Here is a 14,358-nt window from a genome sequence, read left to right as displayed (position 1 = left end):
TGTTACCCCTATTCACAAAAAGGATCATGAATGAAGCGCGAACAATGTTTGCTTTGCGAGACGGTGCAATATTCGCTTGAAGATCACATGCTGATCCTCAATTCTGCCGCTGACCCCTTCGTCCGGCAGCTTGTCGAGCGCTTCACCTCATCGTTGGCTGGTGGAGGCGTGACGCTGGCAGAAGATAACGTCTCGCTCGCTCACGAACTGCTCTCCCTTGCTAATCATGCTCATACCGTACAACACGTCGCCTTCCACGATTATAGCGAACGGGTTATCCCCGCAACGGTCGATGTGGCCGTGATGAACTTGCTCTATCAGCCGAACAATAGCTGGATGCATTATGGCCTGCAAGTGGCCCTGCACGCGCTCAAAGTGGGTGGACGGCTCTATGTCGTAGGCGCAAAAGATCGCGGCATCCTCACGATAGCGAAACGGATAGAGCAACTCTTTGGCTCAGTCGAGACGTTGGAGATCAGCAAAGGGCAGCGAGTGCTGCTGGCCCACAAAAGTACAACTGCTTCAGAGACAATAGAGAACGCAACTATACGTGTTTTTGCCGACAATAAGCTTGATGAGGGGACGCGACTTCTACTGGACGCATTGGAGGTTCATGCCACCGACGAAGCGCTGGATATCGGCTGTGGTGCTGGTTTGATTGGGCTGCATATCGCACACCTTGCCAGTAAAGGGAGTGTGACGATGGTAGATGTGAGCCTGGCAGCGGTGGCGGCGAGTCGGCAGGCGGTCGCAGAGAGCAAACTGACGAATATACTGGTCACGGCCAGCGACGGCGCTCAAGCGGTTTTGACGCAGCGCTTCGACCTCGTTGCGACCAATCCGCCCTTTCATCAGGGCGGGATACAGACAACCGCCATTGCCGAACGCTTTATACGCGAGGCGGCACAGGCACTGCGTCCGCAGGGGCGCTTCTATCTGGTCGCGAACCGCTTTCTGAAATACGAGCCGGTTTTGCGTGCCTGCTTTCAAGATGTGGAAGAGGTGGGAGGGGATACGCGCTATAAAGTACTACGAGCAACTCGGCCACTGACAAAATCACAGCACTCCACGTTCCCAGACGTTTCGTAGTCGAGCGATTTATTGCGTAATTCCGCGCATGCGCGATAAATCGCTCGACTACGACGGGAGGATTATCGGGTTAACCCTTATATGATCTTCCATTCTCATGCGGTACAATAGTATTGATACCATTTCTCTCACTATTGTAGAGATAATCATCTGCTTATTCGGTAAGGAGCATTGCATTGTCTGGCACCTTGCGCATTACCTACCCCCCGTTTGTATTGTCGTACTCTTTTCTGGCTCCTTCATGTTTTCTCTCCATATGGTTAGCGAAAAAAGGAGCCGCTTTGCAAGAAGCAAGCAATGTTCGTTCTTTAGTGCGGGTTGGTGGAAGTCTCTTTATCAGGCAGGAAGCGCATATATCAGGCTAGAAAGGTATGCACATGATAGAGCCACGCAGCGCCTTTATTGATGTTGATGATATCCGGCTCCACTATCTGGAGTGGGACTCAGCACAATTACTTCCTCCGCAGTCGCAGGAAAGGCACGACGACGACGCAATTCCCCTTGTGATGATTCATGGGCTGGGAGCAACTGCCGATACCTGGAAGATGGTCGCAGAGCATTTGTATAGTCGGCACCTCGTAATTGCCTTTGACCTGCGCGGACATGGATTGAGCGATCAGCCTGAAGATGGTTATGATCTGGTGACAATGACCGAAGATATCATTTGTGGAATGGCTGGCCTGGGTTTGGGACAGGTGGCGCTTGTGGGACATGGCTGGGGAGCACGGCTGGCCCTGGTACTGACCGCGCGCCATCCGGCCCTGGTCAGCCATCTCTCGCTAGTTGATTGCCCACATATCGAGCCGAGGCACTGGCCCGGTATGACGCGTGAACGGTTCTTGCGAGAAAAATCTTTTGCTGATACTTATCCATCTTTTAAAGAATTTATCAGAAGTATTCGTGAAGAGATCGGTGATGGCCTGTATCCAGATGTAGAGACTATTTTGAGTACCTATGTGCGCGAACAGCCCGATGGCAGCGTCGAGACCCGTTTGCGCCCGGAGCACCAGCGCCAGATCCGCGAGGCGCTCTGGGAGGATCGTGCTCTCTCCTACTATAGTAAGCTGACCTGTCCCGTCTTGCTGGTTCCGGCTGCTGCTCGACCACAGCCGGGTGAAGAGCCACCGGAACGTCTGGAACTGGCAAACGAATTTGCTGCTACCAAAGGTTATATCGCGATGCAGGTTGCCAGTACCATTCAGAACTGCGCCGTTCATTGGATGCCCGATGCTGCCCACGATATCCAGTTACAACGTCCTCAACAGCTTGCACAAACCATTGCAAGCTTTATCGATGGCGAAAATCCCACGTAGCGACAATCCTTTGCGGTTGTCGCGGATAAATGGACAAATTACGTATACAAATTACGATGTGGAAAGCGACAACCACAAGGGATTGTCGCTACGGGAAGCATACAATTTAGGACTTTAAATCGGGGTTTTAAAGGCTATGACGAAAATTCTCTATGTAAATGGAACGATATATACGATGGATGCAGCTCAGCCCATCGCGCAGGCGATAGCAATCGATAGCGCGAGTGGTCGTATCGAGGCGGTGGGGACGAACGACGAGGTGCGGCGCGTGGGAGGACGTTTTAGTGAGGTATTCGATCTTCAGGGCAAAACGGTCCTCCCCGGCTTTATCGATGCCCATATCCACCTCGTCAGCACCGCTTTTCGTGCCTATCATATCGATGCTACCGCCTGCATTAGCGAAGATGAGGTAGCGGAGCTGGTACGCCAGCGAGCCGCTCAGACGCCGCCGGGTCGCTGGGTTCAGGGCGGGCAATGGGATAGAAATCTTTGGGCCAATAGCAATTTTCCTACAAAAGCCTCGCTTGATGCCGTGGCACCTGACCATCCCGTCGCCCTCTGGAGCAAAGATGGTCATTTGCTCTGGGTCAACTCTCTGGCCCTGCAACGTGCAGGCATCACTGTGGAGACGCCCGATCCCGCTACCGGGGCAATTCTGCGCAACGGATCAGGCGAGCCAACCGGTATTTTGCAGGAAGCGGCAGCCACCAGCCTTGTCTATGATGTCATTGAGGAGCCTGACGAAGCTTTGCGTAGAGCCATGCTCGAACGCATCCTGCCGCAGTTGCAGCGATCAGGCATCACCACGATTCACGATATTGAGGGCGAGGATTCGCTCAACCTCTTCCGACAATTTCGCGACGAGGGCAAACTGGGCTTGCGGGTGCAAATGATCCTGCCGCGCCAGCTCTTGCCACGATTGCGCGAACAGGGCATTCAGAACGACGAGGACGACCTGTTGCGTGTGGGTGGCATCAAAATCTTTGCCGATGGCACGCTTGGCTCTCAGACCGCCGCTATGCTCGAAAGCTTTGAGGGAAATCCCGGCAACTATGGCATCCTGACGATTCCAGAGGCGGAGATGCAGGACGTGGTGAGCGACGCAACCGAAATGGGCCTGACCATCGCTGTCCATGCCATCGGTGATCGTGCCGCGCGGGTGGCGCTCAACACCATTGAACGCGCGCAACAGATGCTTGCCGAAGAGGGAACCGTGACGAACCCCGCTTTGGGGCTGCGCTATCGTCTGGAGCATGTGCAACTGATTGCCCCTGAAGATCTGGAACGCATGCGCCGTCTGGGAGTGATCGCCTCGATCCAGCCCTATCATGCCGTCGCCGACCGTGATATCGCCGAGCGCTATTGGGGAAAGCGCCATCGCCGCGCCTATGCCTATCGTACAATGCATGATATGGGCATTCCGCTGGCCCTCGGCTCAGATGCCCCCGTCGAAACCTTTGATCCCCTGACCATCCTCTATGCCGCCACCGCCCGGCGCGATCCCTCAAAAACGCGCCCATCCTGGCTGCCCGATCAGGCATTGATCGTGCGCGATGCCCTGTGGGGCTATACAATGGGCGCAGCCTACGCTGGTGCGGAGGAGCAGCGCAAAGGCTCTCTCTCAGTTGGCAAGCTCGGCGATGCAGTGGTATTACGCGAAAACGTCCTGAACACCCCTCAAGAGAAAATGACAGAAAATGGTGTGCAGGCGACGATTGTTGGGGGAAAGATAGTTTACGGAGAGCTATAAAAATATCAATATTAATTTGTTGCTGCGCGGTGATCCCGTCGTTCGCAATCAAGCGATAATTGGTACATCCGGCAAATGTTCCAGGGAGAGAGAAGGTTCTCCCCGGAACATTTGCCGGATGTACCAATTATCGGCTTCATGGATAAAACCTCATCATCATGGTAGTGACATTATATGATGAATAGAGCAAATACGGATTAATGAGAAAAATATATATTTCCGTTATAGCCATATTTTTTCGTATCCTTTGTACCATATTATCTTAACCGTATCTAGTCTTTTTCTCCTATGGTCCATAGTGTTTCATGCCGATCTATTATTGTGGATGCGTTAATATGTAGAGCAACAGACATTGAAATGTTTGGGGCTGCGAAGCCTAAGTTGTCTTGTAGTGAAGTAGAGGAGAAGAGGAGACCCTATGTATTTGAACGCACAGACACGGCGCTACTTTTCTGGGCGTCGGCTCGTCAGCATCATCGGCGCACATCTGGTTGTCATGGCTATTCTGGCTGGAGCCTTGTTGAGCAGCGCCTTTGGAAGCGATCTATTGGGAGCGTTTGCTCAATCGCCCTGTTCGGGAGGAGATCAGATGTACCAGGTTGCGGGAGGGGATACGCTGGGAGCCATTGCGTCCCGCTACAATACCTCCTGGCAAAGCCTGGCATCTTACAACAAGCTTGCCAACGCGAATGTTTTGTACATCAATCAGCATATTTGTATTCCGGGCAAATCCACCTCAAACGGCGGAAAACAGGTGAACAGCAACATCACCTTGAGTGCCAAAAGTGGTACTGGTAACTTTTTCCCCTATGCACAGTGTACATGGTTCGCCAATCAGCGCTATCATGAATTGACCGGGAAATATGTGCCCTGGACCACCAATGCGAATGCCTGGCAGTGGGTTTCGCGTGCCTACCAGTATGGCTGGAAAGTCTCCAGCAAGCCATCGGTTGGCTCTATTATCGTCTTGCAGCCCTGGACTCAGGGTGCCTACGGACTTGGACACGTGGGCGTTGTTGAGCAGGTCAAAGACAATGGCGGCGTCGTCGCCAGCAATATGAACTGGGGTGGTAACGGCTCTGCTGTTACCAGAGCCACCTTCAGGGCTGGTCCTGGCGTCTCGTTTGTGAGTGTGTAGAAGCCGGGAAGCCTGATGCATGAGTGGCACCCCAGGGTGAGGACCAGCCATCGCCTCTGCCCTAGACGCGAAATTGCCCAACATATCAATCACAATTAAGAAAATAAAAAATGCCGGGTCGTAGATACCCCGGCATTTTTTATTTTCTACATCCGCGAAATGAGATGGGGAGGCCGCTCGTCTATGGCTGGTCCTCGCCCAGTTTTCCCCATCGCCCGGCCTCCTATGCTCTAGAAGGGATGGCGCTGATGGTGGTTGTCTCCTGAATCTCGTCCTCATCCTCTTCTTCAATCAGGGGATGCGTGATAAACCAATCCTGGCTATCAAACGGCTCCTCGTCTGGGGTGGGCAAGATGGGAACGTAGGTGCCATCAGGCTGCAAGCGCTGGGCATTGACTGTATCATGTAGTACAGGGTCCAGCACATGCTCTTTAAGCGCCTTACGAAACGCGGGCGAATCGACGGGGAAGACAACCTCAACGCGATTGTTGAGGTTGCGCTGCATCAAATCGGCACTCCCCAGATAGATCTCTTCCTGATCGTTGTTGCCAAAGTAATAGATCCGGCTATGCTCCAGGAAGCGTCCAACAATGCTGCGCACATGAATGTTCTCGCTAACTCCCTCGATGCCCGGACGCAGACAACACATCCCTCTAATAATGAGATCGATCTGCACCCCTGCCTGTGATGCCTGATAGAGTAGACGGATCATCGCGGGATCGGTGAGCGCGTTGGTCTTGAAGATGAGCCGCCCGTTGCCATATTGCTCATGCAAGCGAATCTCGCGCTCGATCCGCTCTGTTATGCCACGACGCAATCCCAGTGGTGCAACCAGCAATTTGCGATACATACTTTGTCGCGAGTGGCCCGTGAGCGAATTGAAGAGAGTCGTCACGTCGGAACAGATCTCCGGCTGGCAGGTGAGCAAACAGAGGTCTTCATAAATGCGAGCGGTTGTCGCGTTATAGTTGCCGGTGCCCAGATGCACGTAGCGGCGCAAACCTCGCTCCTCTTTGCGCACAACCATTGCAACTTTTGCATGCGTTTTCAATCCCTTGAGACCGTAGACCACATGTACGCCTGCGCGCTCCAGCTTCTTGGTCCATTCGATGTTGTTCTCCTCATCGAAGCGGGCCTTCAATTCGACCAGAACCGCCACCTGCTTGTTGTTCTCGACTGCTTCGAGTAGCGCATTGACAACCGGGGCGTTGACCCCCACGCGGTAGAGCGTTTGCTTGATGGCCAGCACATGTGGATCGTTGGCGGCGGCACGAATAAAATCGACCACTGTGCTAAAGCTATCGTAAGGATGGTGCAGTAAAAGATCGTGATCTTTGATCGCCTCGAAGAGTTCGGCGGTTCTGGGATGATGCTCACCTTTTTTGCGCAAAAATCCTGGCACCCGGGGTGTGAACGGCGTATCTTTCAACTCCGGGCGCTCCAGCGAATGTAGCTCCATCACATCGCCCAGTCCCAGCGGACCATCGATCACTGAAAGATCTCGCGAGCCAATTTCCAGACCATCCAGCAACAGGCTACGGATACGCGGCGGCATCGAAGGGTTGACCGCCAGATCGACTACCGCACCAAAGCGGCGCTCCTTCACTTCTTGCTCGATATATTCGAGCAAGTCGGAGGCGTCGTCCTCCTGTAGCTCTATATCGGCATCACGCAGGACGCGGAAGGGGTACGACTCCCAGACTTCAAAGCCTGGAAAGAGCATACCCAGGTGGGCCGCTATCAGCTGTTCTAACCAGACAAACGCAACGACCTGTGGATCTTCTGCTGCAACTGTGACCGGAACCAGGCGCGGCAGCAGCGGTGGCGGCGGCACCTTCACACGGGCAAACAGTTCTTCCCCGTGCGCGGGATCACTGATCACAACAGCTAGATTGAGGCTACGATTCGAGATATGCGGGAATGGATGATGGACCGCATCAACCGCCAGAGGTGTGAGGACCGGGAAGACCTCGTTCTCGAAGTAATCGCGCATGGTTGAGCGCTGCTCATCGTTCAATTGCTCGTAATCAAGAATGTGAATATGCTGTCCGGCCAGCAGGGGCAGCAACTCATTGCGCCAGTACTGACGAACCTCCTGTACCAGCGGAGCCAGGCGTTGACGAACGGCGATTAACTGTTGCTCGGCTGTGCGACCATCAGGGCTGCGTGGTGCAGTTCTCGACACAACCTGATCTTTCAGGCCCGCGAGTCGAATCATAATAAACTCATCGAGATTTGTTTCAAAGATAGAGATGAATTTCACCCGTTCGAGCAGCGGATGGCGGCTGTCCTGCGCCTCCTGAAACACACGACGATTGAACTCAATCCAGCTTAACTCACGATTGATATACAGATCTGGTCTTTCTAGCTCTGTTGAGGATAGTGTCGATATTTTCTGGTCCATATGGTCTTGCATTCCCTGTTTGTAGTTCTACGTTGATGATGTTACAATTGGGCCTTGACGTCAGCTATAAGCTCCAGGCCCGGGCTTCTTTCCACATCCGTATGCTGATATGGAGATTTGTATGCACCTGTTTGATGAATACTGTGTGCATACTTTTGGAAACGTGATAAAATGTGATTTCGCTTCCCTCTCTGGTCAAGGAGACCTGAAGCAGAAATAAGATGAGTAGTTATCGAGAGGCTGCTACAAGTCTCATTGTATCATCTTCTTGTATAAGAATGCAAAGAACCGGAAGGTGCGGAGAGAACAGCGGTAGCCTTGAATGGTAAAACTGGAAATTTGTCTTGACAGTACCCCTGTCGCTGATGTATTATCCACAAGTGAGAACCATGTAACCTGGAATTTTTTACGTTCGTTTGAAAGAACGTTTGAAAGAATGGGCGGTTGCTGAAATTGGTAGACAGGGCAGACTTAGGATCTGTTGGTGATGAACCGTGAGAGTTCGAGTCTCTCACCGCCCACTACCTGTTGCATGGAAAGGACTGGAATCAAGCGGGTTTCCATATTTTAACCCATGAAACGGAAGTTGAAGGTAGATAAGCTTAAAGTAGGGAGACTTGAAATTCTGTCCTCTCAATGCACAATTAAGCGGGAGTGGCTCAGTGGTAGAGCACTTCCTTGCCAAGGAAGATGTCGCGGGTTCGAATCCCGTCTCCCGCTCCGAATTGTCTAGGCAGAGGGCCGTGATTTTGCCGAAATGTAAAGAGCGGCCCCTCTTAATGGGCAAGTGCATATGTACGCGACCCACACGAGACATAGATCACAACGCTTTGCAGCATGCAAATTTGCTCGAACTACTAGCTCTGTTGTGGGGTGGTCTATGGGTGGTGATTGCCTCTTTGTACTTCCCACTGTCTTTTTTGCGCAAAGATCTTACTTATAGATCTCAACGAACAATAGGGGTATGCTTGACAGCCCCTTTTAGTATACATAGTATACACACGTCTGTACCACTAGTAATTATTAATAGAGAATTGCAGAGCATAACCTGCTGGAGGAATTGTGAAGGTCTCTGTTGAAAAGCTGCCGACGAGTGAGGCCGTCCTTGATGTAGATGTGACCTGGGACGAGATGCAAAAAGCCTCAGATAAGGCATACCAGAAATTAGTTAAGCAGATTGACGTACAGGGTTTTCGTCGCGGCAGAGCGCCACGTTCTTTGCTGGAGCGCAAGCTAGGCGGGAAAGAATACATTTACCAGGAAGGTCTCGACGACCTGATTTCGGAGACTTATCGCAGCACTCTGAGAGAACACGATCTTACGCCGATCTCCCAACCCAAACTTGATGCCCCCGAGTTTGAAATGGGGCAGCCATACCATTTCAGTCTGACTGTTCCCGTCCTGACACCGGCTGTACCTGGCGATTACAAATCGCTCCATTTCGAGCGCGAAGACGCCAGCGTGACCTCCGAAGAGGTGGACAAAGAAATCGAGTCCCTGCGCGAGCGCGTGAGCGATTGGAAGATCGTAGAGCGCCCTGCCGACTATGGCGACCGCGTGACGGTTGACCTCAAGCTAACCTCTGGGGATCAGAATATCTCTGACCTCAAGGACAATCCATTCGAGCTGACCAAGGAGCGCAACGGCCTGTTTACCGGCATGGACGAACAGGTTGTTGGCATGCAGGCAGGCGAGAGCAAATCGTTCACCGTCATCATTCCCGCCGACTACAGCAACGAGAAGCTGGCCGGGAAGGATGCCAATTACGAGATCACTTTGCATAAAGTCGAAGTGAAAGAGCTGCCAGAGATGGACGACGCCTTCGCCGAAAAGGTCAGCGATGGGCAATACCAGACGATGGAAGACTTGAGCAAGGCCATCAGCGACAACATCGTCGAAAGCAAAAAGCGACGCAATCGCGACGAGCTACGTGATAAAATTGTAGATGCCCTGATCGAGCAAAGCACATTTTCGATCCATCCACTCTTAATTGATGAGCAGGCCGAAGATATGCTGCATCAGTTTGGGCATATGCTGGAGCAACAGCATATCTCGGTGGATCAATACCTGACCATGATGCGCAAATCGCGCGAGGAGTATCTGCAAGAGATCCGTCCTGACGCAGAGAAGAGCGTGAAACGCCAGTTGGTGCTGGATGAAATTGCTCAACAGGAAGATATCAATGTGACGGCGGAGGAGATCGAAGGTCTGTTTGCCCTGTATTCTCAGGCGGGTCAGACGTTGCCCAGGACTGAGGAGCAGATTCGAGCGCTGGCAAGCAGCTATCGACGTGAGAAGACGTTGCAACGCTTAACCGAGATTATCGCCGGTCCTGATCCCGATAGTGAGGAAGTGGAAGTGTCTGAGCAGGCTGATGAAGAGGCAACCCTGAATAATGCTGAGGAAGCTGCCCGTGCAGCAAGCGAAGCTACTGCGGTTGAGACGCAAGGTGAGGCCGAGGCGTCTGCAACAGCAGGCGAATCTAAGGCTGAGACCGTAGAGTAGGAATGCAATCATCAGGTGCAGTGTTGCACTTGCACGAAAGGTGACAGACGTGGCAAACTCAAAAAATATGCGTACGACATACCGCTGCTCGTTCTGCGGCAAAAGTCAAGATCAGGTCCAGCGTTTAATTGCCGGACCTGGTGGGGTCTATATCTGCGATGAGTGCATCGATCTCTGTCGAGAAATCATCGAGGAAGAGCAAGCCACAGTTGCCAAGCCACGCTTGCAAACAGGCAAGATACCGACACCCAAGAAGATTTACGAACAACTCAGCAACTATGTCATCGGCCAGGAACGCGCCAAGAAGACGCTTTCGGTAGCGGTCTATAACCACTACAAGCGCATCGGCGTCGGTATGCAGATCGATGATGTGGAACTGGGCAAGAGTAATATTCTGATGATCGGCCCAACTGGTTGTGGCAAAACGCTCCTGGCCCAGACGCTCGCGAAGATTCTGGATGTTCCCTTCTGCATTGCTGATGCAACTGCTCTGACCGAGGCCGGATATGTCGGCGAGGATGTTGAGAACATTCTCCTGCGTCTGATCCAGACCGCCGATTTTGATGTCGCGCGCGCGGAGCGTGGCATCGTTTATATCGATGAGATTGATAAGATTGCTCGCAAATCTGACAATCCCTCGATTACGCGCGATGTCTCGGGCGAAGGGGTCCAGCAGGCTCTCCTCAAAATCATTGAAGGAACTGTTGCGAATGTGCCACCACAGGGAGGCCGCAAACATCCTCATCAGGACTTCATCCAGATCAACACCGCCAATATCCTGTTCATTTGTGGTGGCGCCTTTGAAGGTCTGGACAAAACGGTGGAGCAGCGCCTCGGCAGCAATAAGACCATTGGCTTCCGTGCGCGTGGGCAGGAAGCGAAAGATGCAGAGGCGAAGGAAGATGAGTCGATTCTGACGCATCTGATCCCCGACGACCTCTTGAAATACGGTCTGATCCCTGAATTTGTCGGTCGCTTGCCGGTGACTGTCTCGCTGGATAGCCTGGATAAAGAGGCGCTGATCCGCATTCTTACCGAGCCGAAGAACGCAATCGTCAAGCAGTATCAGAAATTTTTACAGCTCGATCACGTCGATCTGGTCTTTACCAACGAGGCGCTTGATGCCGCAGCAGAAAGCGCACTCAAGCAACGGACCGGAGCGCGAGGCTTGCGCAGTATTGTTGAAGATGTCCTGCTGGATGTCATGTACGAGATACCCTCGCGTGCGGATGTAAAGAAGGTGATTGTAAACGGGGATGTCATAACGTCGCGTCATAAACCTTTGTTGGTGACGCGCAGTGATAGAACCGCAGCATATTCTGAAGATGAGTCTGCCTAGCCTGCGCAGGCTCATCATTTTTCTTGAATCGTTGAGTTGTCCCTACTGAAAAACCATACTGGAGAGACAGGCGGAGACCAATGAATGAACAAGAACGCCCAGAAATTGTACAGGATAATCATGATGCCTATCCATTGGTGGCGTTAAAAAATCTCGTTGCGTTTCCCCACAATCGTCTGGCATTGCCTATCGCGCGGGAAAAATCCGTTCGTGCGATTGAAGAAGCAATGATGCGCCCTGATCGGCTGCTGATCGCTGCAACCCAGCGCAGCGCCGAAATTGATGATCCTCAGCCACAAGATATCTATGATATAGGTACCCTTGTTGAAGTCTCCACAATGCATCGGCAACAGGATGGCAGCCTGCAAGTCCTTGTGCGCGGTATTAATCGCGTCCATGTTGATGAGTACCAGGAAGCTGAGCCATTTCTCCGCGTGCTGGTGAGCAGCACCACAGAAACCCAGGTCAAAGGTCCGCAGGCCGATGCCCTTGTTCGCCATGCAACCAGTTTGTTTGAACGTTATGCGCAGTTGAGCCGCCGCTTCTCGGTGGAGGATATCAATTCCATTGTCGCGCTCAAAACAGCCACCCGCCTCTCAGATACGCTGGCCGCACATATCGTTACCGATATGCAGCAACAGCAGGATCTGTTGGAGACGTTTGATCCGTTGGAGCGTCTGGAAAAGATTTGCGTGATTATCGGTAACGAGATCGAGATTCTCGAACTCGAAACGACCATTCGCAGCCGGGTACGTTCTCAGGTTGATCGCACACAGAAAGAGTTCTACCTGCGCGAACAATTGCGTGCAATTCAAGAAGAGCTAGGCATGGAAACTTCCTCAGAGGCCGATGAGCTACGCTTGAAGCTGAAGGAGAAGTCGCTGCCAGCTGAGGTTGGCATCAGGGTCCATAAAGAGATTGATCGTCTGGAACGCACGCCCTCTCAATCGGCGGAAGTGGCCGTTATTCGTTCATATATAGACTGGCTGCTTGCCCTCCCCTGGACGGAGCGCAGCGATGAGATCTTCGATATCGAACATACACGCCGCATTCTGGAGGAGGACCATTACGGCCTCGAACCTGTGAAAGAGCGCATTATCGATTTTCTGGCGGTGCGACAACTGCGTCAGCAGTTTGTCAGTCGTGGTGGTCAGGTAAGAGGGGAAGGCCAGGGCCAGATCCTCTGCTTTATCGGCCCTCCGGGAGTTGGCAAAACGTCTCTGGCCTATTCGATAGCCAGAGCGCTAGGCCGTAAATTTGCGCGCATCTCGCTTGGTGGCGTCCACGATGAGGCGGAAATTCGCGGTCATCGTCGCACCTATGTAGGAGCGCTGCCCGGTCGTATCATTCAGAGCATGAAGACGGTAGGAGTACGCAACCCTGTATTCCTGCTTGATGAGATCGATAAGCTCTCCTCTGAATATCGCGGCGACCCGGCCTCCGCTCTGCTGGAAGTGCTCGATCCAGAGCAGAACTCGACCTTTGTAGATCATTACCTGGATCTGCCCTTCGATCTTTCTGAGGTGTTTTTCATCTGCACCGGCAACGTGAAATATCAGATCCCGCGCCCTCTGGCGGATCGTATGGATATCATCGAGTTGCCCGGGTATATGCTGGATGAAAAGATCAACATTGGAACACGGCATCTGCTGCCGAAGGTGCTGAGCGAACACGGGTTAGCGCCCGATCAATTAAAGGTCTCGCAAGCGGTGATGCAGCATATCGTCACCGATTACACGCGAGAGGCAGGTGTGCGCAATCTGGAACGGCAATTGGCGCATATTTGCCGCAAAGTGGCGCGGCGCGTGCTGGAAAAGCCCAATACGCACGTGAAGCTCACCGCCAATACCTTGAAACAATACCTGGGTATACCACGCTATAACGCGACCCCACCGCAGCAGAGGATGCTGATAGGCTCTGCGATGGGGCTGGCTGTGACAGAAAACGGTGGTATTCTATTACCCGTCGAAGTAGTAACGATGGTCGGAAAGGGCGATTTGCAAGTGACCGGGCAACTGGGCGATGTCATGCGCGAATCTGCTCTCGCGGCCCTCTCCTATATTCGCACACGAGCCACCGAACTGAATATAGACCCGAACTTCCAGGATATGACGGACCTCCATATTCACCTCCCCGAAGGGGCTATTCCGAAAGATGGTCCGTCAGCAGGAATTACTATAGCAACTGCCTTGATATCCGCACTCACGCGCCGTCCGGTGCGTGGAGATGTGGCAATGACCGGTGAGGTCACTTTGCTCGGCAGTGTCCTGGCAATTGGTGGACTCAAAGAAAAAGTTCTGGCTGCTCAGCAAGCGAACATTACGACTATCATCATCCCGGCGGAAAACAAAAAGGATCTGGCTGAGATCCCGGCAAAAATTCGGCAGCGTGTCAACTTTGTGATTGTAGACACAATGGACCAGGTTGTTGAGGCGGCGTTGCTGCCTCCTGAACCTCAGGAGGAGCCGAATGAGCCTTTCCCGCTGCGTCTGGAAGAGCGCGTCCCGCTAGTGCACGATAACAATTTACGGCGTTCGGGGATGGCTCAGGAGCAGCAGGGAGAGAGAGATGCGGAAGGGGAACAACAATCCGGGCAATCGGATCAACATGATGAATCTCTTCCGCCACACTCGCGTATTCGAGCGAGACAGGAAGAAGTTGATTAGATAATTTGCAGCCTGCTTCGTTATAGATAAGTAGAGTAGTAGGGATGACGGGGCGCAAAGGCGTCCCGAAACGATAGTCCCTGATCTTGTAAGGGGACGAATGGCACAAAAGTGTGAGCTATCAACGTTTTCCAGATGGGGAAAGCTGCAAAGT

At 52.7% G+C, this 14,358-nt stretch carries 8 protein-coding genes and 2 tRNA genes; 9 read left to right on the top strand and 1 reads right to left on the bottom strand.

Translation table 11 applies throughout. From position 1 onward, the window contains the following. The first annotated feature begins 30 nt into the window (after positions 1-30). The 4 genes from K3T83_RS16585 to K3T83_RS16570 all read left to right on the top strand — a co-directional run bounded on the left by K3T83_RS16585 (position 31) and on the right by K3T83_RS16570 (position 5,290). Positions 31-1,089 carry a methyltransferase gene (locus tag K3T83_RS16585; RefSeq protein ID WP_220204068.1) on the top strand — a complete coding sequence of 353 codons (1,059 nt, stop codon included), beginning with the start codon at positions 31-33 and terminating at the stop codon, positions 1,087-1,089. A gap of 377 nt (positions 1,090-1,466) precedes the next feature. Next, positions 1,467-2,402 (top strand): alpha/beta fold hydrolase, encoded by a 936-nt coding sequence (locus K3T83_RS16580; protein WP_220204067.1) that lies wholly within the window; start codon positions 1,467-1,469, stop codon positions 2,400-2,402. 175 nt (positions 2,403-2,577) lie between these two features. After that, positions 2,578-4,152, top strand: a complete 1,575-nt coding sequence (locus K3T83_RS16575) for an amidohydrolase (protein WP_220204066.1) — start codon at positions 2,578-2,580, stop codon at positions 4,150-4,152. A 418-nt stretch (positions 4,153-4,570) separates the two neighbouring features. Continuing rightward, positions 4,571-5,290 (top strand): CHAP domain-containing protein, encoded by a 720-nt coding sequence (locus tag K3T83_RS16570; RefSeq protein ID WP_220204065.1) that lies wholly within the window; start codon positions 4,571-4,573, stop codon positions 5,288-5,290. 223 nt (positions 5,291-5,513) lie between these two features. Here K3T83_RS16570 and ppk1 read toward each other — a convergent pair whose 3' ends face one another. Next, entirely contained in the window at positions 5,514-7,694 is a 2,181-nt protein-coding gene (ppk1, locus tag K3T83_RS16565) for a polyphosphate kinase 1 (RefSeq protein WP_220204064.1), read from the bottom strand. A gap of 438 nt (positions 7,695-8,132) precedes the next feature. On the opposite strand from ppk1, the gene K3T83_RS16560 reads away from it, so the two are divergent. The 5 genes from K3T83_RS16560 (at position 8,133) to lon (ending at position 14,204) form a co-directional block, all read left to right on the top strand. Continuing rightward, positions 8,133-8,215, top strand: a tRNA-Leu gene (locus tag K3T83_RS16560). Between the two features lie 127 nt (positions 8,216-8,342). Continuing rightward, a tRNA-Gly gene (locus K3T83_RS16555) sits at positions 8,343-8,414 on the top strand. Positions 8,415-8,756: 342 nt separating this feature from the next. Continuing rightward, entirely contained in the window at positions 8,757-10,199 is a 1,443-nt protein-coding gene (gene tig / locus K3T83_RS16550) for a trigger factor (RefSeq protein WP_220204063.1), read from the top strand. Between the two features lie 49 nt (positions 10,200-10,248). Then, a complete protein-coding gene (gene clpX, locus K3T83_RS16545) occupies positions 10,249-11,538 on the top strand; it encodes an ATP-dependent Clp protease ATP-binding subunit ClpX (protein ID WP_308441683.1) in 1,290 nt (429 codons plus the stop codon). Positions 11,539-11,618: 80 nt separating this feature from the next. Beyond that, a complete protein-coding gene (lon, locus tag K3T83_RS16540; RefSeq protein ID WP_220204062.1) occupies positions 11,619-14,204 on the top strand; it encodes an endopeptidase La in 2,586 nt (861 codons plus the stop codon). The last annotated feature ends 154 nt before the right edge of the window (positions 14,205-14,358 follow it).

It is taken from the genome of Reticulibacter mediterranei (genome assembly GCF_016587455.1).
The sequence above is the reverse complement of the archived record's forward strand: the minus strand, read 5'-3'. Positions and strand labels throughout refer to the sequence as shown.